The organism is Brachybacterium sp. NBEC-018 (assembly GCF_024860185.1).
Taxonomy (GTDB): Bacteria; Actinomycetota; Actinomycetes; order Actinomycetales; family Dermabacteraceae; genus Brachybacterium; species Brachybacterium rhamnosum.
This window is the reverse complement of record NZ_CP100650.1, coordinates 2,346,501-2,371,548: the sequence shown is the minus strand read 5'-3', so window position 1 is coordinate 2,371,548 and position 25,048 is coordinate 2,346,501. Positions and strand designations below refer to the sequence as shown.

Genomic DNA, 25,048 nt, shown 5'->3' with positions numbered 1-25,048 from the left:
GATGGACGCACAGGCAGCAGCAGGGAAGACCACGGACGTCGCACCGGACGAGCGGGAGGACCCCGGCGGCGGGAGCTCGCTGACGGTGCTCCTCGCCTTCGGCGCCAACCTGCTCGTCGCGATCGCGAAGACGGTGGTCGCGGGTCTCACGGGCTCCGCCTCGCTGCTCGCGGAGGCCACCCACTCCTGGGCGGACACCGGCAACGAGGTCTTCCTGCTGGTGGGTGAGCGGAGGGCGCGGCGCAGGCCTGACTCCTCCCACCCGCTCGGGTACGGCCGCGTCGGCTACGTCTACGCGATGTTCGCCGCGATCGGGCTGTTCGCCGTCGGCGCCGGAGTCTCCGTGTGGCACGGGATCCAGTCCCTCGGGGAGACCGGCACCGAGGAGGCCGGCTACGGCTGGGGCTACCTCGTGCTCGCGATCGCCTTCGTGCTCGAGGGCATCAGCTTCCTGCAGGCGTTCCGGCAGTCCCGCTCGGGCGCCCGGGACCGTCGCATGCCGCTGCTGCACTACGTGGGCCGCACCTCGGACCCGATGCTCCGCGCCGTCTTCGCGGAGGACGCCTGCGCTCTGATCGGTCTTGTCATCGCCGCCGCGGGCATGGGCCTGCACCAGATCACCGGGCAGGCCGTGTGGGACGCGATCGGCTCGATCCTCGTGGGCGTGCTGCTCGGCATCGTCGCGATCATCCTCGTGGGCAGGAACGCCGCGTTCCTCAGCGGCGAGGGCGGCTCCCCCGCGCTGCGCGACCACCTGCTGGGGATCATCTCCGGGCATGCGGACGTCGAGCAGGTGACCTTCCTGCACACCGAATGGGTGGGCGCGGACCAGCTGTTCGTCGTCGCCTCCGTGGACCTCGTGGGGGACGTCCGCGAGTCGGTGCTGCAGGAGAAGGTGCAGGCGATCGAGGACCTGCTCGAGCGCGAGCCCTCCGTCTCCCGGGCCGTGCTCACCCTGCGCAACCCCGCGGACGACTCCCGCCTGCTGCCCGAGGGCACCGGCGCGTGAGGGTGGACCTCCGCGCGCTCCACGGCGAGCTACTGCGCCGCCACGGCCCGCAGGGCTGGTGGTGGCCCGGCGAGGATCCCTTCGAGATCGCCGTCGGTGCGATCCTCGTCCAGCGCTCCCGCTGGGAGCAGGCCGACGTCGCCGTCACGGCGCTGCGCGCGCGTGGGCTGCTCGAGGCGGCCGCGCTCGCGGCGACGCCCGAGGAGGAGGTGCGCGAGCTCGTGCGCGCGGCGGGCTTCCCCTCGCAGAAGCCGCGGCGCCTGCGCGCCCTCGCGGCCTGGTGGGCGGAGCGCGCCCCGCAGGTGCCGGGGCTGACGGACGCCGAGCTGCGCGCGGAGCTGCGCGGGGTCGACGGCGTGGGCGAGGAGACGGCGGATGCGATCTCCCTGTACTGCTTCGGTCGCCCGGCGTTCCTGTGCGACGAGTACGCGCGGCGCGCGCTGGCCGAGCGCGGTCACGCGGTGCCGCGCTCCTACGCGGCCTTCGCCCGGGCGCTCGCCCCGTCCCTCGCCGAGGCGGCGTTCACGGTGGCGGAGCTCGCCGAGCTGCACGGACTGATCGTCGAGGAGGGCAAGGCCGCCGCCCTCGCGCGGCCGCGCCTCGCACGTCCGGCCCCCGGGGTCCCGGTTCCGTCAGGCCTCAGACCGTCGAGCCGCGCACCTCGAGCCGCGGCGGCACGACGACCCGCTGCTCGCTGAGCTCACGGCCCTCCACGAGGTCCAGCAGCATCTCGCCGGAGCGACGTCCGATCTCCGCGAGGCAGAGATCCGCGGTCGTGAGCGCGGGGCGGGCGGCGAGCGCCATGACGTCCCAGTTGTCCACACCCGTCACGGCGACGTCGGCCGGCACGGACAGCCCCCGTTCGCGGAGCCGGTCCAGCACGCCGCGGGCGATCTGGTCGGAGCCCGCGCAGACCGCGTCGAACTCGAGGCCGGAGGCGAGGGCGAGGTCGACCGCCCGCAGGCCCCATTCCTCGCTCCAGGCGCCGAACATGGGCTCGCCCACGAGCGCCTCCCCCGCCACGCGGCGCACCTCCTCGGCGCGCACACGCGAGGAGCGGTGCCGCTCGGGACCCGTGACGTGGAGGATCCGTCGACGCCCGATCGCGAGCAGGTGCTCGACGACGAGCCGCGCCGCCCCGGCCTCGTCGGTGAGCACGGCGGGGGCGGAGTCGTCGTTCGAGGGGGCGAAGGCGTGCACGACGGGGATGTCGACGTCGAGCGGGTCGCGGGCGTCGGTGGTGCGCCCGGTGACGATCAGCCCGTCGACCCGGCGGGAGCGCAGGGAGCGCAGGAGGTGCTGCTCGCGGGCGTGGTCGTCGCGGGTGTCCGCGAGGATCACGGCGATCTGCCCCACGGAGAGGGCGTCCTCCGCCCCCATGAGGATCGGGAGCATGAAGCGGCCGAAGCTGTCCGTCGTGAGGAAGCCGACCGTGTAGGTGCGACCGGCGACGAGGCCGCGGGCGCGGGCGTCGGCCACGAAGCCGAGCCGCTCGGCGGTCTCACGGACGTGCCGACGGGTCTCCTCCCGAAGGCTCCCGGTGCCGTTGAGCGCCTTGGAGACTGTCCCCACGGAAACTCCCGCGGCGCGCGCGACGTCACCGATCCTGACGGTGGTGGAGGACGTCCGCTGCGTTGACATGCAGGAACTGTACTGCGAACCCTTGCGATCCGCATCCGTGGATGCCCATACTGATCCAACGAGGCAATCGTTTGCCTCCGTTTCCGCCGACGGCGCAGATTCCGTCGGCGGCCCAGGTTCCGCTGCCGGCCCAGGTTCCGCCGCCGGCGGAGCGCACCCGACCGGCACGCTCACAGGAGAGCTCCCCCATGACGACGACGTCCGCCCTCGCCCCTCCCGTCGCCCCCACCGCCGCCGCCCGCACCGCCCTGCGGCCGCTCGCCCCCGGCGCGGCCCGGATCACCGGCGGGTTCTGGGCCCTGCGCCAGGAGCGCAACCGCCGCGACGCGCTGCGCGCGGGCCACCGCCAGCTCGAGGAGTCCGGCACCCTCGCGAACTTCCGCATCGCCGCCGGCCTCGAGCAGGGCGAGGCGCGCGGCATGATCTTCCAGGACTCCGACGCCTACAAGTGGCTCGAGGCCGTGGGCCACGAGCTGGGGCGCGGGGACGATCCCGAGCTGCGGGCCCTGCTCGCGGAGGTGACCGCCGCGGTCGCCGGCGCGCAGCAGGAGGACGGCTACCTCAACGCCGTCCACCAGCTGCGCCACTCCCCCGAGGAGCGCTACACCGACCTCGCCTGGAACCACGAGCTCTACTGCTACGGGCACCTCATGCAGGCCGCCGTCGCCACCTCCCGCTCCGCCGGGGACGACGCGCTGCTCGACGTGGTGCTGCGGATCCTCGACCACCTCGTCGAGGTGTTCCTGCGCGGCGGCCACCCGGGCGTGCCCGGCCACCCCGAGATCGAGATGGCCCTCATGGAGCTGCACCGCCTCACCGGTCGCGCCGACGCCCTCGACCTCGCCCGCCACCTCCTCGACGCCCGCGGGCACAACGCGAACGGGAAGGACAACCCCGGCTACTTCTCCGACCGCGTGCCCGTGCGCGAGGCGAGCACCGTCGAGGGCCACGCCGTTCGCGCCCTCTACCTCGCTGCCGGGGCGACGGATCTCGCGATCGAAGACGGCGACGACGCGCTCCTGGAACAGCAGCGCGCGCTGTTCGCGACGACGCTCGCGACCAAGACCTACGTCACCGGCGGCATGGGGGCGCGCTGGGACTGGGAGGCCTTCGGCGACCCCTTCGAGCTGTCCACGGACCGCGGCTACGCCGAGACCTGCGCGGGCATCGCGGCCGTGCAGTGGGCCTGGCGCCTGCTCCTCGCGACCGGCGATCCTTCCTACGCGGACGAGATCGACCACCTCCTGCACAACGCCGTCCTCCCGGGCGTCTCGCTCACGGGCACCGAGTTCTTCTACGTCAACTCCCTGCAGCTGCGCGACGGCGCGATCGCGGACGAGGGCCGGTCGATCGTCCACGGACGCCGCGGCTGGTTCGACTGCGCCTGCTGCCCGCCCAACGTCATGCGCACCCTCTCCTCGCTGGACCAGTACGTGGCGACCGCCACCGAGGACGGGCTCCAGCTGCACCTCTACGCGAGCGGCACCTGGAGCGGCGGCGGCCTGGCCGTCGAGGTCGAGACCGCCTACCCCCACGAGGGGCAGGTCGCCGTGCGGATCCTCGAGGCGCCGCAGGGAGAGGCGGCGCTCAGCCTGCGCGTCCCCGCCTGGGCCGCGGCGGGCGCGACCGTCACCGAGGGCGGCGCCACCATCGAGGTCTCCCCCGGCGCGCACACGATCCGCCGCGTCCTCACCCCGGGCGAGGAGATCCTGCTCGAGCTGCCCATGACGCCGCGCTTCGTGCGCGCCCCGCACCGTGTGGACGCCTCCCGCGGCGCCGTCGCCCTGCTGCGAGGCCCGCTCGTCTACGCCCTCGAGCAGGCGGACCAGGAGGGCCGGGGCACCGTGGACGACGCCCTGATCGACCCGTCGGTCCCCGTCACGGAGCACCGGATCGACGCGCTCGACGGGGTCGTCGCCCTCGACCTCGACGGCGCGATCGCCCCCGCTCCCGCGGGCGAGGGCTACCTGCCCTGGGACGCCCCGGCAGCAGAGCCCGCGGCGCACACCTGGCGCGCCGTGCCCTACTACGCGTGGGCGAACCGCGAGATCGGTCCGATGCGCGTGTGGCTGCCGCTGCGGAGCCGGTCGTGATCAGCCGCCGCGCGGCGATCGGCTCCGCCCTCGCGGGGGCCGTGGCGCTCGGCGCCGCGGCCTGCGCGGGGACGCTGCCGCCCACGGACACCACCGCGTCCGGCTTCGGCGAGGGCGCGACGGGGACCGTGCGCGTGTGGTGCCGGGCGGGCACCCAGGCGCCGATCACCGCCGCCGCCGAGTCCTTCAACGCCTCCCAGGACCGGCTGCAGGTGCAGGTCACGCCGATCCCCGACGCGCAGTACGTCACGAAGCTCGCGACCTCCATCCGGGGCGGCACCGTCCCGGACCTCGTGGACTTCGACCTCATCAACTGCCCCCTGTTCATCGTCCGCGAGGCCTTCGCGGACCTCACGGAGCAGGTGGAGGCGCTCGGCATCGTCCCCGTCCTCTCCCCCGGCCATCTCGGCGAGGTCACCTACCAGGAGCGGTACTACGGGGTCCCCTACCTCGGCGACTACTCGACGCTCTGGTACGACACCGCCCTCCTCGAGAGCGCAGGCGTGGACGCGGAGGCCGCCGTCTCGAGCCTCGGCTCCCTGCTGGACGCGTGCCGGCAGATCGCCGGGGCGACGCCCGACGTCGTCCCGTTCAGCTTCCCCGGCAACGCGACCGGCGCCCTCGGCTTCACCGTCCAGCCCATGATCTGGGCCGGGGGCTCCGACCTCGTCACGGGTGACGTGGGCTCCCAGCGCGGTGACGTGGAGGGCAATGCGACGGTGCGCGCGGTCCTCGACTTCCACCGCTCGCTCTGGGAGGAGGAGCTCGTCTCGCCGCGCGCCTACTCCGACGACGCCTCCCAGTGGGGCGCCGACTTCCGGACGGGGCAGGTCGCCTTCGTCCCCGGCAGCTACGGCATGGCCGCCCACGAGGCGAGCGACGAGGCGCGCTCCCGGATGCGCAACGTGCTCCTCCCGGGGCCCGAGGGCGGTCGCAGCACCTTCTCGGGAGGGGACGACCTCTGCATCCCCAACGGCTGTGCGAACCCCTCGGGCGCCTGGGAGTTCTGCCGCTTCCTGCTCGAGGTCGCCCAGCAGGAGCGTATGCCGGAGGGCGGCTACCTGCCGATCCGTGCGGACGCGGCGACGGACCGCTTCCGGGAGGACTTCCCGCTCGCGGTCCCGCCCATCGACGGCATCGCCGACGGCTTCGTCCCCTTCACCCTCGGCTACAACCTGCTGTTCAACCAGCCCGCCGGCCCCTGGCTGCAGATGTTCCGCGGAGCCGTCTTCGACGGCGACGTCGACGGCGCCATGGCCGGGGCGCAGACCGAGTTCGACCGCATCCTCGAGCAGACGAGGCCCTGACCCATGACAGCCCATCCGTCGCACAGCGTCGTCCGACGACCCCGCTCCCTCACCCATCCCCCGCGCACCGGGCTCCTGCTGGTCGCTCCGGCGATCCTGCTCGTCACGGTCTTCGCGCTGGCCCCGCTGGCCTTCGCCCTCTACATCTCGGTCACCAACTGGCCGCTCGTGGGCGAGTACCGCTTCGTGGGACCGGACAACTACCGCCTCGCCCTCACCGATCCCGGGATGTGGAAGGCGATCCGCTACACGCTGCTGTACACCGCGATCGTCACCGGCCCGATCCTCGTGATCGGCTACGGGCTCGCCGTGCTCGTCCGGCGGCGCCGACGGGGATCGACCGTGCTGCGGACGATCTTCTTCCTGCCCTTCGTCGTGGGGCTCACGACGCTGAGCTACATGCTCGTGCTCGAGGCCCAGCCCGAGTCCGGCGCGATCAACCGGATCCTCCGTGCGCTCGGCCTGAGCGACGGCACGACCGCCTGGCTCGTCGACGGCCCGCTCGCGACCGTGCTCATCTGCCTGCTCGTGATCTGGACAGTGCCGGGGCTGACGATGATCCTGCTGATGGCCGCGATGCAGTCGATCCCCGCCGAGACCTACGAGGCGGCGCAGATCGACGGCGCGAGCTGGTGGCAGCGCGAATGGAGGATCACGATCCCGATGATCCGCCAGAACGTGGCGATCGCCCTGATCATCTCCGTGATCGGCTCGCTGCTCGCCTTCAACCAGTTCTTCATCCTCACGCGCGGCGGCCCCGGCACCGACACGATGACGATCGTCGGCTACATCTACAACCGCGCCTTCGTGGAGCTCCAGCTGGGCTCCGCGACCGCCATCTCGCTGCTGCTGGTCGTGGTCGTCGCCGCGGTCACCGGCGCCCAGTTCCTGCTGCTGAGGGAGAAGGACTGACATGACCACCACCCCCGCCACCTCCACCCCCTCCACCACCTCCGCGCGCCGCGGTGCCGGCACCCGCTCCGCGCTCTACGCGGTCCTCGGCACCGCCGCCGCGCTGGTCGTCACGATCCCGCTGCTCTGGGCGGTGCTGCGGGCGTTCCAGACCAACGACACGATCGTCTCCGCGGCGACCTGGTCGCAGATGCTCGACCTGAGCGGCACGAACTTCGCCCAGATCCTCACGCCGAGCGGATCGCTGTGGCGGGCGCTCATGAACTCCGTCATCGTCTCCGTCGCGACGGCCGTGCTCACGGCGGTCGTCGCCACGCTCGCGGGGTACGGGCTCTCGAAGTTCCGCTTCCGCGGCGCCGGCGCGGCGCTCTTGGTCATCCTGCTGTCGATGATGGTGCCCTTCCAGGCGATCCTCACTCCGCTCTACCTCGAGATGAACGCCATGCACCTCACGGACTCGCTGCTGGGGCTCGTGCTGTTCTGCACCACGGTGAACCTGCCCTTCGGCGTCTTCGTCATGAAGGCCGCGTGCGACGCCGTCCCCGCCTCGATCGAGGAGTCCGCGCTGATGGACGGCGCCGGGACGGTGCGCATGCTCACGACCGTCCTGCGGCCGATGCTCCTGCCCGGCGTGGCGAGCGCCGCGCTCTACGCCTTCCTCGCCTCGTGGACCGAGTTCCTGGGTGCCCTGACCTTCATCACCCGCGAGGACCTCTACACCCTGCCCGTCGCCCTGCTGAACCTGCAGTCCGGCACCTTCGGCGAGCTCGACTACGGCCTGCTGGTCGCGGGCGCCGTGGTCGCGATGATCCCCTGCATCCTGCTGTACATCGCGCTGCAGCGGTTCTACGTGCAGGGACTGGCCGCCGGGGCGGTCAAGGGCTGACCTACGATTCTGCGATGACCTCCCGCATCGCCGTCGTCGGCACCGATCCGTCCTTCTACTCCGAGCTCGACGCGGACGTCGACTCCCCGCTCCTGGTCGAGGCGCTGCGACGTCGCGGCGCCGAGGCGGAGGTGGTCGGCTGGCGGGACGAGGCCGTCGACTGGTCCGGCCTCGACCTCGCGGTGCTGCGCAGCCCGTGGGACTACCCCCTGGACCCGGAGGCCTTCTCGCGCTGGCTCGAGAAGGCCGGGGAGGCGACGACGGTGCTGAACCCGCCCGCGCTCGTGCGCTGGAACATGGACAAGCGCTACCTCGCCCAGCTCGCCCTCGCGGGCGTCCCCGTCGTCCCCACGACCTACCACGAGGACGAGGCCTCCCTGCAGGAGGCCCTCGGGGCGGCCGACGCGGAGCACGTCGTCGTCAAGCCCGCCGTGGGCGCGGGCTCCCTGCACACGGGGCTCTTCGCCCGGGAGGACCCCGCGCTGCTCGGGCCCGCGCGGGCGATCCTCGGCGGCGGCGGGACCGTGCTGCTGCAGCCGGAGGTCCCCGAGCTCTCCGAGGGCGCGGAGAAGGCCGTGTACCTCGTGGACGGCCGCGTCACCCACGCGATCTCCAAGGGCGCCCTGCTCGCCCGCGGCGGCGGCCTGCGCGGCGGGGTCTACCAGGAGCATCCCGAGCTCGTGGAGGTGAGCGCCGCGGAGGCCGCCCTCGCGGAGCAGGTGGTCGCCGCCGCCGGTGCGGTCACGGGCGCCCCGCTGCCGCTGTACGCCCGGATCGACATGGTGGACTCCGCCGCGTTCGGGCTCGTGCTGCTCGAGGCGGAGCTCTTCGAGCCGACCTTCAACCTGCACCTCGTGCCGGAGGTCGTCGACGTCCTCGCCGAGGCGGTGCTCGCCCGCCTCCGAGCGGTGGACGGCCCCGCCGGACCTCCGGCGTGAGCAGGCCGTGAGGGGCCGCCGGGGCGGCCGTATGGATTCCGTGAGGATCGGCGCCGGGCCGTGCGGGCGGGTGTCTGATCGGGAGCCGTGCCCGACCGGGCACCGTGCCCCACGGAACCGGAGTCGCAGATGCTCGACCTCGTCCTCGTCGCGGCGGTCCTCGGACTGTTCGCGCTGCTCGGCCTCCTCGCGAAGGCGGTCGATCGGCTGTGACCCCCCTCGACCTGCTCGCCCTCCTCCTGGCCCTCGTCTCCCTCGTCCACCTCCTGCTCGCGCTCGTCCTCCCGGAGCGCTTCTGATGGGCGCCGCGACCTGGCCCCTGCTCGCGAGCCTGCTCGCGCTGGCCCTCCCCCTGCTGGTCCTGCACCGGCCGCTCGGCGACCACCTCGCCCGCACCTACACCGCGCCGGGACACCTCGCGCCGGAGCGCGCGGTGTACCGCCTGCTCGGCGTGGACCCCGACGCCGGTCAGTCCTGGCGCGCCTACGCCCGCTCGGTGCTGCTGCTCTCCCTCGTGGGGGTGCTCGGCCTGTACGCGCTGCTGCGCACGCAGGGCATGACCCCGCTGATCGCCGTGAACACCGCGGCCTCGTTCGTGACGAACACGAACTGGCAGGCCTACTCCGGGGAGACCCTCGGGGACGCGGGCCAGGCGCTCGGCCTCGTGGTCCAGAACTTCCTCTCCGCCGCGACGGGGCTCGCGGTCGCCGCGGCGCTCGTGCGCGGCATCGCCTCGCGCGGTCCCGCCGACGGCGCCTCCCCGCAGGCGACGCCGACCCTCGGCAATTTCTGGGTGGACCTCACCCGCTCGATCACCCGGGTGCTGCTGCCGCTCGCCCTGCTCGCCGCGCTCCTGCTCATGACCGGGGGCGTCGTCCAGACCCTCCGCGGCGACCTCACCGTCACCACGGTCGCGGGCGGCACCCAGGTGCTGCCCGGCGGGCCCGTCGCCTCGCAGGAGGCGATCAAGCTGCTCGGCACCAACGGCGGCGGCTTCTTCAACGCGAACTCCGCCCACCCCTTCGAGAACCCGAGCGCGTGGACGAACCTCGTGGAGATCCTGCTGATCCTCCTCATCCCGGTGTCCCTGCCGCGCGCCTTCGGCCGGATGACCGGCGACCTCCGCCAGGGTCGCGCGGTGCTCGCCGCCATGGCGCTGCTCGGGACGCTCTCCGTGCTCGCGCTGAGCGCGGCGGAGCTCGCCGGGCACGGCGCCGCTCCGGAGGCGGCCGGCGCCGCTATGGAGGGCAAGGAGACCCGCTTCGGGGTGATCGGATCGGCGATCTTCGCCGCCGCGACGACCCTCACCTCGACCGGCGCCGTCAACGCCATGCACGACTCGTTCACGGCTCTCGGCGGGATGGTCGCGATGCTGAACATGCTGCTCGGGGAGATCGCCCCCGGCGGGGTGGGCTCGGGCCTGTACGGGATGCTGCTCATCGCGGTGCTCGCGGCCTTCGTGGCCGGCCTGCTCGTGGGCCGCACCCCGGAATGGCTCGGCAAGCGGATCGGGCGGCGCGAGATGACGCTCACCGGCCTCGCCCTGCTCGTCATGCCCGTGCTGGTGCTGTCGACGACGGCGATCGGCCTGGCCGTCCCGCCGCTGCGCCGCAGCATCGAGGAGGACTCGCTCTCCGCGACCGGTCCCCACGGGCTCTCCGAGCTGCTCTACGCCGTCGCCTCCGCCGCGAACAACAACGGCTCCGCCTTCGCGGGCCTGGACGCCTCCACGCCGTGGATGACGCTCTCGCTCGCCGCGGTGATGCTGCTGGGCCGCTTCGTGCCGATCGTGCTCGTGCTCGCCCTCGCGGGGTCCTTCGCGGCCCAGCGCCCGGCTCCGGCGACCGCCGGCACCCTGCCCACCCACGGGCCCCTCTTCATCGGCCTCATGGCCGGCACGGCGGTGCTCGTCACCGCGCTCGTCGTCGTCCCCGTGCTCGCCCTGGGCCCCCTCGCCGAAGGACTGTCCTGACATGACCCGCTCCACCCTCCGCCCCGCCCTCCTCGGCGCCCTGCGCAAGCTCCACCCGCGCACGCTGAGGGACCGCCCCGTCATCGCGATCGTGTGGGCGGGCGCGGCGCTCACCACCCTGATCGCCCTGCTCACCCCGCTCGGCCTCGTCGAGGACGCCGCCGCCTCCCCGCCCGGCCTCACCCCGCTGCTCGCCGTGTGGCTGTGGCTCACCGTCCTCTTCGCGAACCTCGCGGAGGCGATCGCGGAGGGCCGCGGCGCCGCCCAGGCGCAGGCCCTGCGCGCCACGCGCAGCAGCACCGTCGCCCGCCGCCTGCACGCGGGCACCCCGGTGGATCGCCTCGGCGAGCCGGACCTCGTGATCATCGAGGTGCCCTCGGCGGAGCTGCAGCCCGGGGACCTCGTCGAGGTCCGCGCCGGGGACCTGGTCCCCGGGGACGGCGAGGTCGTGCACGGCGTCGCGAGCGTCGACGAGTCCGCGATCACCGGCGAGTCCGCCCCCGTCATCCGGGAGTCCGGCGGGGACCGCTCCGCCGTCACCGGCGGCACCCGCGTGCTCTCGGACCGGGTCGTGGTGCGGATCAGCTCCTGGCCCGGGGAGACCTTCGTGGACCGGATGATCGCCCTCGTCGAGGGTGCGTCCCGCCGCCGCACCCCCAACGAGATCGCCCTCGGGATCCTGCTCGCCGCCCTCTCGATCGTGTTCGTCGTGGTCGTCGTGACCCTCGGCCCGATCGCCGCGCTCACCGCGGAGGGCCCCGGACTGCCGGTCCTCGTCGCCCTGCTCGTGTGCCTCGTGCCCACGACGATCGGCGGGCTGCTCTCCGCGATCGGCATCGCCGGCATGGACCGGCTCGTGCGGCGCAACGTGCTCGCCCTCTCGGGGCGCGCGGTGGAGGCCGCGGGGGACGTCTCGACCCTGCTGCTCGACAAGACCGGCACGATCACCCACGGCAGCCGCCGGGCCGCGGCGCTGCTCCCGCTCGGCGACGTCGACCCCGACCGCCTCACCCGCGCCGCGGCCGCCGCCTCGCTCGCGGACCCGACCCCGGAGGGCGCCTCGATCCTGGACCTGGTGCGCGAGGGCGGCGCGGACGTCGACGCCCTCCCCCGCGGCACGGCCGTCCCGTTCACCGCCACCACCCGCATGTCCGGCCTCGACCTCGCCGACGGCGCCGTGCTGCGCAAGGGCGCCGCCTCCGCCGTCACCGCCTGGCTCGCGGAGCTCGGCCACCCGCTCGAGGGTCCGCTCGCCGCCCAGCTCGACGACCTCACCGGCGGGATCTCCCGCTCGGGCGGCACGCCCCTCGTCGTCGCCGAGCGGACCGCCGACGGCACCGCCCGCGCGCTCGGCGTCGTCCACCTCAAGGACACGGTCAAGGAGGGCCTCGGCGAGCGCTTCGCGCAGCTGCGCGCGATGGGCATCCGCACCGTCATGGTCACCGGGGACAACCCGATCACGGCCGCGGCGATCGCCCGCGAGGCCGGCGTGGACGACCACCTCGCCGAGGCCACCCCGGAGCAGAAGCTCGACTACATCCGCCGCGAGCAGGCGGGCGGGCGGCTCGTCGCGATGACGGGGGACGGCACGAACGACGCGCCCGCGCTCGCGCAGGCCGACGTCGGCGTCGCGATGAACTCCGGCACCTCCGCCGCGAAGGAGGCCGGGAACATGGTGGACCTCGACAGCGACCCCACGAAGCTCATCGAGATCGTCGGCATCGGCAAGCAGCTGCTCATCACCCGCGGCGCGCTGACGACCTTCTCGATCGCGAACGACCTCGCGAAGTACTTCGCGATCGTGCCGGCGCTGTTCGCCTCCTCGCTGCCGCAGCTGCAGGCGCTGAACGTGATGGGGCTGCACTCGCCGGCCTCCGCGGTGCTCTCCGCGGTGATCTTCAACGCCCTCGTCATCGTCGCGCTCGTGCCGCTGGCCCTGCGCGGCGTGCGCCACCGTCCCGGCGGGGCGGCCGCCCTGCTGCGCCGGAACCTGCTCGTCTACGGCCTCGGCGGGGTGATCGCGCCGTTCCTCGGGATCTGGGCGATCGACCAGCTCGTGCGCCTCCTGCCCGGCTTCTGAGCCGGCCCGCCCCTTCCACGGATCGAGGAACCATGTCCACCGGACCCACCACCGTCCCCTCCCCTGTCGTCGCGCCGGCCCGGAGCCGCCGGCCCGCGGGCACCCGCTCGGGGCTGCGCACCGCGGCCGTCGCCGTGCGCGCCCTGCTGCTGTCCACGCTCGTCCTCGGGGCGGGGTACACGCTCGTCCTCACCGGGATCGGGCAGCTGCTGATGCCCGGCCGGGCCGACGGCTCCCTGCTGCTCCGCTCCGACGGCACCGCCGCGGGCAGCACCCTCATCGGCCAGTCGTTCACCGACGCGGAGGGCGACGCCCTGCCGCAGTACTTCCAGTCCCGTCCCTCCGCCGCCGGCGACGGCTTCGACGCGACCGCCTCGGGCGGATCGAACCAGGGCCCCGAGGACCGGGACCTCGTCGCGAGCATCGAGGAGCGCCGGGCCGAGATCGCCGAGCAGGAGGGCGTGGACCCCGCCGCCGTCCCGGCGGACGCGCTCACGGCCTCCGGCTCCGGGCTGGACCCGCAGATCAGCCCCGCCTACGCGGCGCTGCAGGTGGACCGGGTCGCCCGGGAGCGGGGACTGGACCCGCAGGTGGTGCGCGCGGAGGTCGCCGCCTGCACCCGGGAGCCGCTGCTCGGTGTGATCGGGGAGCCCGTGGTCGACGTCGCCGCGCTTAACCTGGCCCTCGACGAGAAGGACGGTGGTGCATGAGCGCACGCGGTCACCTGCGGGTGCTGCTCGGCGCCGCCCCGGGCGTGGGCAAGACGTACACCATGCTCGAGGAGGGGCACCGGCTCCGGGAGGAGGGCCGCGACGTGGTCGTGGCCGTCCTGGAGACCCACGGCCGGCGCGCCACCGCCGCCCGCGCCGAGGGCCTCGAGACGGTGCCCCGGCGGCGGCTGCGGCACCGCGGGGTCGAGCTCGAGGAGATGGACCTCGAGGCCGTGCTCGCCCGCGCCCCGCAGGTCGCCCTCGTCGACGAGCTCGCCCACCGCTGCGCGCCCGGCTCTCCCCACGAGCGCCGGCACGAGGACGTCGCCTCCCTGCTCGACGCCGGGATCGACGTGCTGACGACCGTGAACATCCAGCACATCGCCTCGCTCAACGACGTCGTCGAGGAGATCACCGGGGTCCCCCAGCAGGAGACCGTCCCGGACTCCCTGCTGCGGGCCGCGGACCAGGTCGAGGTCGTGGACCTCGACCCGCAGGCGCTGCGGGACCGGCTCTCCGGCGGTCTCGTCTACCCCGCGGAGCGGATCGACGCGGCGCTGTCGAACTACTTCCGCCTCGGCAACCTCACGGCGCTGCGGGAGCTGGCGCTGCTGTGGCTCGCGGACGAGGTCGACCAGGCGCTCATCGCCTACCGGGACGCGCAGGGCATCCGTCGCACCTGGGAGACGCGGGAGCGGGTGGTCGTCGCGCTCACGGGCGGACCCGAGGGCGAGACCCTGCTGCGGCGCGGGGCCCGGATCGCCGCGCGCTCCTCCGGCGGGGAGCTGCTGGCGGTGCACGTCGGCGGCCAGGACGGGCTGCGCACCGGGGACCCGGCCGCCCTCGAGCGGCAGCGGGCGCTGTGCGAGTCCCTCGGCGGCGGCTACCACCAGGTGATCGGCGAGGACGTCCCGGCGGCCCTGCTCGACTTCGCCCGCTCCGTCAACGCGACCCAGCTGGTCATGGGCGCGAGCCGGCGGGGCGCCCTCGCCACCGTGCTCACCGGTCCCGGGATCGGGGCGAGCGTGGTCCGCGCCGCGGGGGACATCGACGTGCACATGGTCCCCCATGCGGGTGCCGCCCGCGGGGGTCCGCTCCCGCGGATCGGCGGTGCGCTCTCCGTGCGCCGCCGGCTGCTGGGCCTCGCCCTCGCGCTGCTCGGCGGGCCGCTCCTCACCGCGGTGATGATCCCGCTGCGCGGGCCCGAGTCGATCACCGGCGAGGTGCTCTCCTACCAGCTGCTGGTGGTCCTCGTCGCCCTCCTCGGCGGGCTGTGGCCGGCGCTCCTCGCGGCGGTGCTCTCCGGCGTGACCCTCGACTTCTTCTTCATCGACCCGGTGCGCACGGTCTCGATCGCGGACCCTCGCCACACGCTCGCGCTCGGCCTGTACGTCGTCATCGCGGCGCTCGTGAGCCTCGTCGTGGACCGGGCGGCGCGCCGCACCCGGGCCGCGCAGCGCTCCGCGGCGGAGTCCGAGCTGATCCAGGACATCGCCGGGAGCGTGCTGCGCGGCGGGGACGCCGTCGAGGCGGTCGCCGATCGCACCGCCCGCGCCCTGCGCCTCGAGGGTCTCGCGGTCGTCGAGGCCGGCACGTCCGGCGGTGGCAGCACGGGCGGCACGGCGGGCACGGTGCTCGCGGAGGTCGGCTCGCTCGCCGGCGGCGTCACCGCCTCCCTGCCGCTCGCCGACGGGGCACGCCTGGACTGGCGCGGCCCGGACCTGCCCGCCTCGGAGCGGCGCCTGCTCGCGGTCGCCGCCGCGCAGCTCAGCACGGCCCTCGAGCACCGGCGGCTCGAGGAGACCGCGAGCGACCTCGCGCCCCTCGCCGCCTCGGACAAGGTGCGCGGGGCGCTGCTCTCCGCCCTCGGGCACGACCTCCGGCGTCCGCTCGCCGCCGCCCGCACCGCCGTCGGCGGGCTCCGCGAGGCCGGTCTCTCCCTCCGCCCGGAGGAGCGCGACGAGCTGCTCGCCACGGCCGATCAGAGCCTCGTGGCGCTCTCCTCCCTGCTCACGGACCTGCTCGACGTGAGCCGCGTCGAGGCCGGGGCCCTGGAGGTCCGGCCACGGCCCTGCGACCCCTCCGAGGCGCTCGCCGCGGCGCTCGACGAGCTCGGCATGGGACCGGACCGGGTGGACCTCGACCTCGGGCACGAGGAGGAGCTCGTCCTCGCCGATCCCGTGCTGCTGCGCCGCGCCGTCGTGAACCTGCTCGCGAACGCGGACCGCCACGGGGGCGCCGCCGGCACGATCCGCGTCACGACGAGCGTGTTCGGCGGCCGCGCGGAGATCCGGGTGATCGACCACGGCCCGGGCATCCCCGCGGAGCGGCTCGAGGCGGTCTTCCGGCCCTTCCAGCGTCTCGGCGACACGGACAACACCGCCGGGCTGGGGCTGGGCCTCGCCCTGTCCCGCGGTGTGGTCGAATCGATGGGCGGCGCCCTCACCCCGGAGGACACGCCCGGCGGCGGTCTCACGATGGTGATCTCGCTGCCGCTCGCCCCGCCCGGAGGGAGCCCCCGATGAGGATCCTCGTCGCCGACGACGACCCGCAGATCCTGCGCGCCCTGCGCATCACCCTCGGCGCGAAGGGCTACGAGGTGATCACCGCGGCCGACGGCGCCCAGGCCGTCTCCCGCGCCGCGGACCATCCGCCGGACCTCGTGCTGCTGGACCTCGGCATGCCCGGCCTCGACGGGATCGAGGTCATCCAGGCTCTGCGCGGCTGGTCCCGCGCCCCGATCCTCGTGGTCTCCGGCCGCACCGACTCCGCCGACAAGGTCGACGCGCTCGACGCGGGCGCCGACGACTACGTCACCAAGCCCTTCGCGGTGGACGAGCTGCTCGCCAGGCTCCGCGCCCTGGCCCGCCGCGCCGGGGAGGACGAGACCGCCGGACCCGTGGTGCGCCTCGGCACGATCACGGTGGACCTCGCCGCCCGCTCCGTCCACGCCGCCCCGGACGGCGACGAAGGGCACGCCGCGCCGCGTCAGATCCGTCTCACCCCCACGGAGTGGAAGGTGCTCGAGGTGCTCGCCCGCCACCCGGGGACCCTCGTGAGCCGCGGCACGCTGCTCACCTCGATCTGGGGCGGCGAGCACGTGGAGGACACCGGCTACCTGCGCCTCTACGTCTCCCAGCTGCGACGGAAGCTCGAGCCGGACCCCGCCCGCCCCCGCTACCTGCTCACCGAGGCCGGGATGGGGTACCGCCTGCTGCCCGACGGCGACTGAACCCGGCGCCGGCCCGCGGCGGTCCGGGGACCGCAGCGGGAGAGGACGGCACTGCGAGGACCGCCGCGCGAGCGCTACCCTGCCCGAGGGCCGCCGTCGGCCCCACCCCTCCCCGATCCGAGAAGAGCTCCCGCATGCCCACGCCCCGGTCCTCCGGCACCACCCGTTTCGCGCAGAAGCAGAACGAGGTGCTGCATCGGACCCTGGGCCGCTTCGACATCGTCTTCATCGTCGTCTCCGCCGTGGTGGGCCTCGAGATGCTCGGCTCGGTCTCCTCGCAGGGCCCGGAGACCTTCACCTGGCTCGTCGTCCTGATCCTCGTGTTCCTCGTGCCCTACGCACTGATCTTCGCGGAGACCGGCAGCGCCTTCGTGGGCGAGGGCGGCGTGTACCTGTGGGTGCGGGAGGCGTTCGGCCGGCCCGCCGCGGCGGTCGCCTCCGCGTTCACCTGGATCACCCAGCCGGTCTGGGTGGGCGGGTCGATGGCCTTCCTCAGCACCGAGGCGGTGCGCGAGCACCTCGTGGCCTTCGAGGCCGGCTCCGTCGCCGACTACGCGGTGAAGCTGCTCATCATCTGGGCGACCGTGCTCGCCGCGGTGCTGTCGCTGCGCCGGGCGAAGTGGATCCCCTCGATGGGCGCCGTCTGCAAGATCGTGTTCCTCGGGATCTTCATCGTCACGGCCGTCGTCTACGCCGCGGAGCACGGGGTGCAGGGCCTCGCCCTCGGGGACTTCTCCCCCACCGTCTCCGGCTTCATCACCCTCACCCCGCTGCTGCTGTTCGCATTCCTGGGCTTCGAGTCCGGCTCGAGCGCCTCGGGCGAGATGAAGGACGCCTCGAAGGACGTCTCCTTCGCGGTGCTGCGCTCCTCCGCCCTCGCCGGGGTCCTCTACCTCGTCCCCGTGCTGACGATCCTGCTGGTCATCCCGCACCAGGACATCGACGGCCTCACGGGCCTCATCACCGCCGTCGCGACGGTGTTCGACGTCTACGGCCCGGCCGCGCCCGCCATGCTCACCCTCGCGGTGGTGCTCTTCCTGCTCGCGAACGTGGGCCAGGGGGCGGCGTGGATGATCATGTCCGACCGCATGCAGGCGATCGCCGCGGCCGACGGCTCCTTCTTCGGCGGCTTCTTCGGGAAGTTCCACGCGACCCTCGGCACCCCGATCCGCGTGAACCTGCTCTCCGGCACGATCTCGACGGTGTTCATGCTCGCCGCGATGCAGCTGACGGGCACCTCCGCGGCGCTGTTCGACGTGGTGCTATCCGTCGCGATCACGACCTACCTGTTCAGCTACCTCATCGTCATCCCGGCGGCGATCCGCCTGCGCTTCTCCCGCCCCGACCAGCCGCGCCCCTTCACGGTGCCCGGCGGGAACGGCGTCATGCTCGTCTTCGGGATCGTGACGACGGGCTTCGTCGCACTCGGCTCGTGGGTCTCCGTGTTCCCGGGCACCCTCGAGACGTTGCTGGGACTGGACTACGACTTCTCCGAGGCGATGGGCGTGCCCTATGCGGCCTTCGAGGCGCTGACCCTCGGCACGATCGGCGTGATCGTGGCGATCGCGCTCGTGGGCTACGTGGCCGGGGCGCCGCTGCGCCGCGACATGGTCGAGGCGGACCTCACCGGGGAGCCGGTCCACCCGGAGCGGTGACCGCCTGCTCCGCGCGCTCGTCGCCGAGGACCTCCAGCAGCTCCAGCTTCTCCCGGCTCCCGCTCCCCGGCGCTGCCGTGTAGACGAGGAGCAGATGGGACTCCTCAGGGTCCAGCAGGGTCTGGCAGCGCAGCTCGATCGGCCCCACCTGGGGGTGGCGGAAGCGCTTCACGTCCGCTGGCCGCACGCCGATCTCCCGCCGGTCCCAGACCTCCCGGAACTCCGCGCTCCCCTCGAGCAGCAGCTCGGCATACCTCGCAGCGCGTGAGCCGGGGCCGCGACGTCCCAGCACCTCGCGCAGCCCGCTCGCGAAGGAGCGTCCCAACAGCTCGTGGTCCCGCTCGTCGTAGAGCTCCCGCACAGCAGGGTCCATGAACCATCGATAGCCGATCGACCGCATCGGCCCCGTGAGCGCCACCAGGTCCCCCGTGAGGGCCACGGCGAGCGGGGTCTGCACGAGGCTCTCGCCCAGCTCGGTGACGATCTCGGCAGGCGCATCGCGCAGATGGTCGAGGATCCGCAGCATGCCCGGTCCCACGTGCTCGCCGCCGTCGGCCCCGCGCGTCGGAGCGGCCTGCCCGGCGAGGCGGAAGAGGTGATCGCGCTCGTCGCGGTCCAGACGGAGCGCCTGGGCGAGCGCGCCGAGCAGCGCCGCGGAGGGCCGATCGGCGTCGCCGCGCTCGAGCCGGCCGTAGTAGTCCGGGGACATGCTCGCGAGCGCCGCGACCTCCTCGCGCCGCAGCCCGGGCGTGCGACGCCGCCGTCCCGGCGGAAGACCCACCTCCATGGGGGTGAGCAGATCCCGGCGCGAGCGCAGGAAGTCGGCGAGCGAAGCCGACGCGGGGGTCGCGGGGGTCGCGGGGGTCGCGGGGTCCATGGGACCTTCCTACCCTGCGCCGCCGCGGGTATCCATGCCCCGGCAGGGTGTGGATCCGCGCGGCGGGCGGCGCGAGGCTGTCCGCATGACACGCACCGCACCCGCCCTGGACCTCCCCGATCTCCGCGGTCGCCGCGCCCTCGTCACCGGGGGGAGCGACGGGATCGGCCGCCGCATCGCGACCCGCCTCGCCGCTGCCGGCGCCGAGGTCCTCCTGCCCGTGCGCAGCGCCGGCAAAGGAGCGGCCGCCCGCGACGGCATCCTCACCGAGCACCCCGGCGCGCAGGTCGATCTGAGCTCCCTCGACCTCGCCTCCCTCGCCTCGGTGCGGGCCCTCACCGCACGGCTCCTCGAGGACGGGCAGGGCATCGACCTGCTGGTCCTCAACGCGGGGGTCATGACACCTCCCGAGCGTCGCACGACGGCCGACGGCTTCGAGCTGCAGCTCGGCACCAACCATCTGGGGCACGTCGCCCTCGTGGCGGGACTGCTGCCGCTGCTGCGGGAGCACCGTGCCCGGGTCGTCACCCAGGTGAGCGTCGCCGCCCGCAGCGGCTCCGTTCACTGGGAGGACCTGCAGTCGGCGCGTTCCTATGACGCCGGCCGCGCCTACGCGAGCTCGAAGATCGCCCTCGGCCTGTTCGCGACCAAGCTGCAGCGGCGCAGTGATGACGCCGGCTGGGGGCTCACGAGCGTGCTCTCCCATCCCGGGGTCGCCGCGACGAACCTGCTCGCCGCGCATCCCGAGTACGGCCGCGGCGAGACGAGCCTGAGCCGCCGACTCATCGGCGCTCTCTCCTCGCGCGGGATCCTGCTGGGCACCGCGGAGTCCGCGGCCCTGCCGGCCCTGCTCGCCGCCATGGACCCCTCCCCTGTCGAGGGCATGATGTACGGCCCGGGCGGGCTCGGCCATCTGGGCGGCGCGCCGACCCGGCACGCGCTGTACCGCCCCCTGCGCAGCACTGCCGACGCCTCGCGCGTCTGGGACCTCTCCCTTGAGCTCACCGATGCGCCGCTAGCGTGGGCGCATGGTCATCGATGATCCGCTCCTCGCCCGCGTCGCCGCGGCGCTCGACCCGCAGCTGAGCTCCCCGGAGCTCGCCGCACAGCTCACGGAGCGGATCCGGGAGCTGGATATGACGGCGCCCGTCGGCTGGGAGCAGCAGGTCCTCACCGGCGCTCCGGGCACGGCGGAGGCCATCGTCACGGACGTGCTGTACGAGCACGGGCTGCAGCACGGCCGGGTGGGGCCGGACCTCGCCCCGCACGTCACCACCTGGTCGCCTGCGCCCGCCGAGCGACGCCTGCCCACCCTGCTGGGCCCCGACTCCTTCCTCGACCCGGCCGTCCTCCGGGAGCGCTACGACGCGGTCGTCATCGGCTCGGGCGCGGGCGGCGGCATGGCGGCGCAGGTCCTCGCCGAGGCCGGGTGGTCGGTGCTCGTGCTCGAGCGGGGATCCTGGCCGGAGCGCGACCGCCTCCTCGAGGACCACCTCACGACCCCGCGGGCCACCCTGGGCCTGCCGCCCAGCTCCGGCCCCGAGCCGGACGCCGAGCCCCGCCTCACCGCCGCCGGCGAGGTCCCGCCCAGCTCCCCCGCCTGGGGCAACAACGCGATGACCGTGGGCGGCGGCACCCGCATGTACGGGGCGCAGGCGTGGCGATTCGTCGCCGAGGACTTCACGATGGCGAGCACCTACGGCGTGCCCGACGGCAGCTCCCTCGCCGACTGGCCGCTCACCGCCGCGGACCTCGCCCCGTTCTATGCGCGGGTCGAGGACATGTTCGGGGTGAGCGGCGGCGGGTCTCTCCCGATGCCGCCCCTGGACCCCTCGCCGCTCGGCGGGCGCCTCGCCGCGGCGGGCGAGCGGCTGGGGCTCGCGACCCGTCCGGTGCCGCTGCTGATCAACACCGTGGCACGCCGGGGCCGGGCGGCGTGCGTGCGGTGCTCGCAGTGCGTCGGCTTCGACTGCCCCGTCGGCGCCCGCGCGGGCAGCCACACGACGACCCTCCCGGCGGCGCTCGCCACCGGCCGCGCGCACCTCCTGCCGGGCGCCGTCGCCACCCGGATCCTCACCGGCGCCGGGGGCCGGGCGACGGGGGTGGAGATCGTCCTCACCGGCCCCGGCGGCGCGCAGGACCGTCGCACGGTCCTGACCGAGCAGGTGGTGCTCTCCGCCGGCGCGATCGAGTCCGCGCGGCTCGTGCTGGACAGCGGCCTCGGCGGGGACCAGGTGGGCCGGCACCTGCAGGGCCATGCCTACGGCGGCGCGACGGCCCTGTTCGAGGAGCCGGTGGTGGACCTGCGCGGGCCGGGTCCGGACGTGTCCACCGAGCGCTTCCGCCACGGCAACGCCGGGATCATCGGCGGCGGCATCCTCGCCGACGAGTTCGTCCCCACCCCTGCGGCCACCCAGCGCTACCTTCGGGAGGCAGGACTGGTCCCTGCCGGGGCACGTGCCGGGTCGCCCGAGCTCGAGCGGGCCATGCTCCGGCTGGGGAGGGTCGTCGGCCCGGTCCAGGAGGTGACGACCGCGAGCGCCCGCGTGCGCCTGGACCGTCGCCGCGACCGGCTCGGGCGGTCCCTCGTGCGCCTCGAGGGGCACCTGCATCCGGAGGACCTGCGGGGCCGGGACCTGCTCTCCGCGCGCGCCGCGGAGTGGCTCGCGGAGGCCGGCGCCCGGCGTGTGGTGCCCGCCGCCCCGCTCACGGGGACGATCGCCGTGAGCAACGGCCAGCACCAGGCCGGCACGCTGCGCATGGGGACGGATCCGTCGGCCTCCGCGACCGATCCCCACGGGCGGCTGTGGGGGCACCCGAACGTGCTCGTGGCCGACGCCTCCGTGCACGTCACCAACGGCGGCGCGAACCCGGTGCTCACCGTGCTCGCCCTCGCCCTGCGCCACACCGAGCAGCTCGTCGCGAGCGCCTAGGCTGGAGGGCATGCCTCCCGCCTCGCCGTCCGACGCCCCTGCCCCCTCCGACGGCTCCGTGCCCTCCGACGGCACTGTGCCCTCCCCCGCCCCGGCGGGCGGCGACGCGCTGCAGATCCTCTCGACCGTCTTCGGCTACGACGCGTTCCGCGGCGAGCAGGCGCAGATCATCGACCAGATCGCCGGCGGCGGGGACGCGGTCGTCCTCATGCCCACCGGCGGCGGCAAGTCGCTGTGCTACCAGATCCCGTCGCTGCTGCGGGAGGGCACGGGGATCGTCGTCTCCCCGCTCATCGCGCTCATGGCGGACCAGGTCGCGGCGCTCGGCGCCGTCGGCATCCGCGCCGCGTTCCTCAACTCGACCCTCGATCCGCACGAGGCGCAGGCCGTCGAGCAGCAGCTGATCGCCGGGGAGCTGGACCTCCTCTACATGGCGCCCGAGCGGCTCGTGCTCCCCCGCACCGTGCAGCTGCTGCAGCGGGCGAAGCTGGCCCTGTTCGCGATCGACGAGGCGCACTGCGTGTCCCAGTGGGGGCACGACTTCCGTCCCGACTACCTGGGCCTGTCGATGCTCGCGGAGGCGTTCCCCGGGGTGCCGCGGGTGGCGCTGACGGCGACCGCGACGGAGGCGACGCACCGGGAGATCACCGAGCGTCTGCAGCTGCAGGGAGCGCGGCACTTCGTGGCGAGCTTCGACCGCCCCAACATCCAGTACCGGATCGGCCCCAAGGACCGGGCCCGCGAGCAGCTGCTGCGGCTCATCCGCACCGAGCACGCGGGGGACGCGGGCATCGTCTACTGCCTCTCGCGGCGCAGCGTGGAGCAGACGGCGCAGTTCCTCGCCGACCAGGGAGTCCCGGCCCTGCCGTACCACGCGGGGCTCGACGCCCGGATGCGGCAGGACCACCAGGAACGGTTCCTGCGCGAGGAGGGGCTCGTCATCGTCGCGACGATCGCCTTCGGCATGGGCATCGACAAGCCGGACGTCCGCTTCGTGGCGCACCTGGACCTGCCCAAGTCCATCGAGGGCTACTACCAGGAGACGGGTCGTGCGGGCCGTGACGGGCTCCCCTCGACGGCCTGGATGGCCTACGGCCTCGCCGACGTCGTGAACCAGCGGCGCTTCATCGACGAGAGCGAGGGCGGGGAGCAGTTCAAGCGCAATGCCCGCGCGCACCTCGACGCGATGCTCGCTCTGTGCGAGACGGTCGGCTGCCGGCGGGTGCAGCTGCTGCGGTACTTCGGCCAGGAGGCGGGCGAGCCCTGCGGGAACTGCGACACCTGCCTGTCCCCGCCGGAGACCTGGGACGCGACGACGGCCGCGCAGAAGCTGCTCTCCGCGCTGATCCGGCTCGACCGGGAGCGTGACCAGCGCTTCGGCTCCGGCCAGGTGATCGACGTGCTGCTGGGCAAGGAGTCGGACCGTTCCCGGCAGTCCCGTCACCACGAGCTGAGCGTGTGGGGCATCGGCACGGAGCTGACCGAGCGCGAGTGGCGCACGGCCCTGCGCCAGCTGCTGGCCCGCGGGATCGTCGAGGCGGTGGGCGACTACGGCGTGCTCGTCCCGGGGCGTGCGGCGGGGCCGGTGCTGCGCGGCGAGGAGACGGTCGAGCTCGCGGTCGATCGCACGCCCGCGAAGGCGCGCGGGGGTGGCGGCCGACGGCGCGGCGGCGGGGCGGCGGAGTCGCTCGAGCCCGCGCAGCGCGAGGTGTTCGAGGCGCTGCGGGCCTGGCGCTCGGGCGTGGCGAAGGAGAAGCAGATCGCGCCGTACATGGTGTTCTCCGACGCGACCCTCGTGGGCATCATCGAGCAGCGGCCCGGGACCGTCGCGGAGCTCGGCGGGGTGAGCGGCGTGGGCGCGAAGAAGCTCGCGGAGTACGGCGCGCAGGTGCTCGCGACGCTCGAGCAGGTGGGCTGAGCGATGACGAGGCCCCTCGACGTCAAGCGTGACCTCGACGAGTACCAGGCGCACGCGGGGACGATGCGCCGCCTCGTGGTGCCGCCGCACCGCTATCTCATGGTCGACGGCCACGGCGATCCGAACACCGCCCCGCGCTACCAGGACGCCCTGCAGACGCTGTATCCGGCTGCATATGCCTTGAAGGCTGTGTGCCGAGAGGAGCTGGGTCGCGACCACGTGGTGCCCCCGCTCGAGGGGCGCTGGTGGGCGGAGGATCTCGCCGCCTTCACCACGGCCCGTGACAAGGACGCCTGGGACTGGACGCTGCTGCTGCTCGTGCCCGACCACGCCGGCGAGGAGCACGTCGAGGCGGCCCTGGCCCGCGCCCGCTCGCGCCGCACGCCCCCGCCGCTGATCGAGGAGCTGCGCTGCGAGGTGCTCGACGAGGGCAACTGCGTGCAGACCCTCCACGTGGGCCCGTACGACGACGAGGGACCCGTCCTCGCACGCCTGCACGAGGAGGTGCTCCCGGGCCTGGGGCTGCGACCGCGCGGCCACCATCACGAGATCTATCTCGGGGATCCGCGGCGCACGGCCCCGGAGCGATGGCGCACGATCCTGCGCCAGGGCGTCGAGCCCACCTCCTGAGCGCGGCCCCGGGCGTCCCGGACCGCGGACCGGGTACCCGGAGCGGGGGCGGGGCCCGATCACGCCCCGAGCACGACGAAGGGCCCCACCTCGCGGTGGGGCCCTTCGGACGAGTCACTGTCTCAAGAGTTTCTCGAGTGGAGCTAGGGAGATTCGAACTCCCGACCTCTTCCATGCCATGGAAGCGCGCTACCAACTGCGCCATAGCCCCGTAGGGTGCCGCCCTCGCGGTCCGGATCCTCTTCCGATTCTCCG

Annotated in this window: 20 protein-coding genes and 1 tRNA gene; 18 read left to right on the top strand and 3 right to left on the bottom strand. The window is 74.1% G+C overall.

What is annotated here, in order from left to right; genetic code table 11:
- The first annotated feature begins 1 nt into the window (after position 1).
- Positions 2-1,009: a cation diffusion facilitator family transporter gene (locus NLU66_RS10730; RefSeq protein WP_259359683.1), complete on the top strand. Its 1,008-nt coding sequence runs from the start codon at positions 2-4 to the stop codon at positions 1,007-1,009.
- The gene (locus NLU66_RS10725; RefSeq protein WP_259359682.1) at positions 1,006-1,707 is read left to right on the top strand and encodes an endonuclease III; all 702 of its coding nucleotides are present in this window, start codon (positions 1,006-1,008) and stop codon (positions 1,705-1,707) included. The genes NLU66_RS10730 and NLU66_RS10725 overlap by 4 nt, the downstream gene beginning before the upstream one ends.
- Here NLU66_RS10725 and NLU66_RS10720 read toward each other — a convergent pair.
- Positions 1,649-2,650: a LacI family DNA-binding transcriptional regulator gene (locus tag NLU66_RS10720; protein WP_259359681.1), complete on the bottom strand. Its 1,002-nt coding sequence runs from the start codon at positions 2,648-2,650 to the stop codon at positions 1,649-1,651. The genes NLU66_RS10725 and NLU66_RS10720 overlap by 59 nt on opposite strands.
- Before the next feature lie 188 nt (positions 2,651-2,838).
- On the opposite strand from NLU66_RS10720, the gene NLU66_RS10715 reads away from it, so the two are divergent.
- The 12 genes from NLU66_RS10715 to NLU66_RS10660 all read left to right on the top strand — a co-directional run bounded on the left by NLU66_RS10715 (position 2,839) and on the right by NLU66_RS10660 (position 18,435).
- Positions 2,839-4,743 (top strand): glycoside hydrolase family 127 protein, encoded by a 1,905-nt coding sequence (locus tag NLU66_RS10715; RefSeq protein ID WP_259359680.1) that lies wholly within the window; start codon positions 2,839-2,841, stop codon positions 4,741-4,743.
- Positions 4,716-6,050, top strand: coding sequence for an extracellular solute-binding protein (locus NLU66_RS10710; protein WP_259359679.1), 1,335 nt, complete (start codon positions 4,716-4,718; stop codon positions 6,048-6,050). The genes NLU66_RS10715 and NLU66_RS10710 overlap by 28 nt, the downstream gene beginning before the upstream one ends.
- 3 nt (positions 6,051-6,053) lie before the next feature.
- Positions 6,054-6,962: a carbohydrate ABC transporter permease gene (locus NLU66_RS10705; RefSeq protein WP_259359678.1), complete on the top strand. Its 909-nt coding sequence runs from the start codon at positions 6,054-6,056 to the stop codon at positions 6,960-6,962.
- A 1-nt stretch (position 6,963) separates the two neighbouring features.
- Complete coding sequence (locus NLU66_RS10700; RefSeq protein WP_259359677.1) at positions 6,964-7,848, top strand: carbohydrate ABC transporter permease; 885 nt, start codon at positions 6,964-6,966, stop codon at positions 7,846-7,848.
- A gap of 14 nt (positions 7,849-7,862) precedes the next feature.
- Positions 7,863-8,786 carry an ATP-grasp domain-containing protein gene (locus NLU66_RS10695; RefSeq protein ID WP_259359676.1) on the top strand — a complete coding sequence of 308 codons (924 nt, stop codon included), beginning with the start codon at positions 7,863-7,865 and terminating at the stop codon, positions 8,784-8,786.
- Positions 8,787-8,873: 87 nt separating this feature from the next.
- Entirely contained in the window at positions 8,874-8,999 is a 126-nt protein-coding gene (locus NLU66_RS10690; RefSeq protein ID WP_259359675.1) for a hypothetical protein, read from the top strand.
- Between the two features lie 85 nt (positions 9,000-9,084).
- A complete protein-coding gene (gene kdpA, locus NLU66_RS10685; RefSeq protein ID WP_259359674.1) occupies positions 9,085-10,758 on the top strand; it encodes a potassium-transporting ATPase subunit KdpA in 1,674 nt (557 codons plus the stop codon).
- Position 10,759: 1 nt separating this feature from the next.
- Positions 10,760-12,838, top strand: coding sequence for a potassium-transporting ATPase subunit KdpB (gene kdpB, locus NLU66_RS10680; RefSeq protein ID WP_259359673.1), 2,079 nt, complete (start codon positions 10,760-10,762; stop codon positions 12,836-12,838).
- Positions 12,839-12,870: 32 nt separating this feature from the next.
- On the top strand, positions 12,871-13,548 hold the full coding sequence (gene kdpC / locus NLU66_RS10675; RefSeq protein ID WP_259359672.1) for a potassium-transporting ATPase subunit KdpC: 678 nt from the start codon (positions 12,871-12,873) through the stop codon (positions 13,546-13,548).
- The gene (locus NLU66_RS10670; protein ID WP_259359671.1) at positions 13,545-16,073 is read left to right on the top strand and encodes an ATP-binding protein; all 2,529 of its coding nucleotides are present in this window, start codon (positions 13,545-13,547) and stop codon (positions 16,071-16,073) included. Before kdpC ends, NLU66_RS10670 begins: the two co-directional genes overlap by 4 nt.
- On the top strand, positions 16,070-16,780 hold the full coding sequence (locus NLU66_RS10665; RefSeq protein ID WP_259359670.1) for a response regulator: 711 nt from the start codon (positions 16,070-16,072) through the stop codon (positions 16,778-16,780). Before NLU66_RS10670 ends, NLU66_RS10665 begins: the two co-directional genes overlap by 4 nt.
- Positions 16,781-16,914: 134 nt before the next feature.
- Positions 16,915-18,435 (top strand): APC family permease, encoded by a 1,521-nt coding sequence (locus tag NLU66_RS10660; protein ID WP_259359669.1) that lies wholly within the window; start codon positions 16,915-16,917, stop codon positions 18,433-18,435.
- Here NLU66_RS10660 and NLU66_RS10655 read toward each other — a convergent pair.
- Entirely contained in the window at positions 18,404-19,312 is a 909-nt protein-coding gene (locus NLU66_RS10655) for a helix-turn-helix domain-containing protein (protein ID WP_259359668.1), read from the bottom strand. The genes NLU66_RS10660 and NLU66_RS10655 overlap by 32 nt on opposite strands.
- A gap of 85 nt (positions 19,313-19,397) precedes the next feature.
- Between NLU66_RS10655 and NLU66_RS10650 the strand changes: the two genes are divergently transcribed.
- Genes NLU66_RS10650 through NLU66_RS10635 form a run of 4 tightly spaced genes read left to right on the top strand, consistent with a single transcriptional unit; the run spans position 19,398 to position 24,793 of the window.
- Complete coding sequence (locus NLU66_RS10650) at positions 19,398-20,354, top strand: SDR family oxidoreductase (RefSeq protein ID WP_259359667.1); 957 nt, start codon at positions 19,398-19,400, stop codon at positions 20,352-20,354.
- Positions 20,341-22,245 (top strand): GMC oxidoreductase, encoded by a 1,905-nt coding sequence (locus NLU66_RS10645; RefSeq protein WP_259359666.1) that lies wholly within the window; start codon positions 20,341-20,343, stop codon positions 22,243-22,245. Before NLU66_RS10650 ends, NLU66_RS10645 begins: the two co-directional genes overlap by 14 nt.
- A 10-nt stretch (positions 22,246-22,255) precedes the next feature.
- The gene (gene recQ, locus NLU66_RS10640; protein ID WP_259359665.1) at positions 22,256-24,163 is read left to right on the top strand and encodes a DNA helicase RecQ; all 1,908 of its coding nucleotides are present in this window, start codon (positions 22,256-22,258) and stop codon (positions 24,161-24,163) included.
- Between the two features lie 3 nt (positions 24,164-24,166).
- Positions 24,167-24,793: a GyrI-like domain-containing protein gene (locus NLU66_RS10635; protein WP_259359664.1), complete on the top strand. Its 627-nt coding sequence runs from the start codon at positions 24,167-24,169 to the stop codon at positions 24,791-24,793.
- A 138-nt stretch (positions 24,794-24,931) separates the two neighbouring features.
- On the opposite strand, the gene NLU66_RS10630 is transcribed toward NLU66_RS10635, so the two are convergent.
- Positions 24,932-25,004: transfer RNA gene (locus NLU66_RS10630), tRNA-Ala, on the bottom strand.
- Between the last annotated feature and the right edge of the window lie 44 nt (positions 25,005-25,048).

Coding starts and splice junctions, on each gene's coding strand:
- kdpA (WP_259359674.1), top strand. CDS start 9,085: ATGGGCGCCGCGACCTGGCCCCTGCTCGCGAGCCTGCTCGCGCTGGCC.
- NLU66_RS10715 (WP_259359680.1), top strand. CDS start 2,839: ATGACGACGACGTCCGCCCTCGCCCCTCCCGTCGCCCCCACCGCCGCC.
- NLU66_RS10635 (WP_259359664.1), top strand. CDS start 24,167: ATGACGAGGCCCCTCGACGTCAAGCGTGACCTCGACGAGTACCAGGCG.
- NLU66_RS10695 (WP_259359676.1), top strand. CDS start 7,863: ATGACCTCCCGCATCGCCGTCGTCGGCACCGATCCGTCCTTCTACTCC.
- NLU66_RS10670 (WP_259359671.1), top strand. CDS start 13,545: ATGAGCGCACGCGGTCACCTGCGGGTGCTGCTCGGCGCCGCCCCGGGC.
- NLU66_RS10655 (WP_259359668.1), bottom strand. CDS start 19,312: ATGGACCCCGCGACCCCCGCGACCCCCGCGACCCCCGCGTCGGCTTCG.
- NLU66_RS10645 (WP_259359666.1), top strand. CDS start 20,341: ATGGTCATCGATGATCCGCTCCTCGCCCGCGTCGCCGCGGCGCTCGAC.
- kdpC (WP_259359672.1), top strand. CDS start 12,871: ATGTCCACCGGACCCACCACCGTCCCCTCCCCTGTCGTCGCGCCGGCC.
- NLU66_RS10660 (WP_259359669.1), top strand. CDS start 16,915: ATGCCCACGCCCCGGTCCTCCGGCACCACCCGTTTCGCGCAGAAGCAG.
- kdpB (WP_259359673.1), top strand. CDS start 10,760: ATGACCCGCTCCACCCTCCGCCCCGCCCTCCTCGGCGCCCTGCGCAAG.
- NLU66_RS10730 (WP_259359683.1), top strand. CDS start 2: ATGGACGCACAGGCAGCAGCAGGGAAGACCACGGACGTCGCACCGGAC.
- NLU66_RS10705 (WP_259359678.1), top strand. CDS start 6,054: ATGACAGCCCATCCGTCGCACAGCGTCGTCCGACGACCCCGCTCCCTC.
- NLU66_RS10720 (WP_259359681.1), bottom strand. CDS start 2,650: ATGTCAACGCAGCGGACGTCCTCCACCACCGTCAGGATCGGTGACGTC.
- recQ (WP_259359665.1), top strand. CDS start 22,256: ATGCCTCCCGCCTCGCCGTCCGACGCCCCTGCCCCCTCCGACGGCTCC.
- NLU66_RS10700 (WP_259359677.1), top strand. CDS start 6,964: ATGACCACCACCCCCGCCACCTCCACCCCCTCCACCACCTCCGCGCGC.
- NLU66_RS10650 (WP_259359667.1), top strand. CDS start 19,398: ATGACACGCACCGCACCCGCCCTGGACCTCCCCGATCTCCGCGGTCGC.
- NLU66_RS10665 (WP_259359670.1), top strand. CDS start 16,070: ATGAGGATCCTCGTCGCCGACGACGACCCGCAGATCCTGCGCGCCCTG.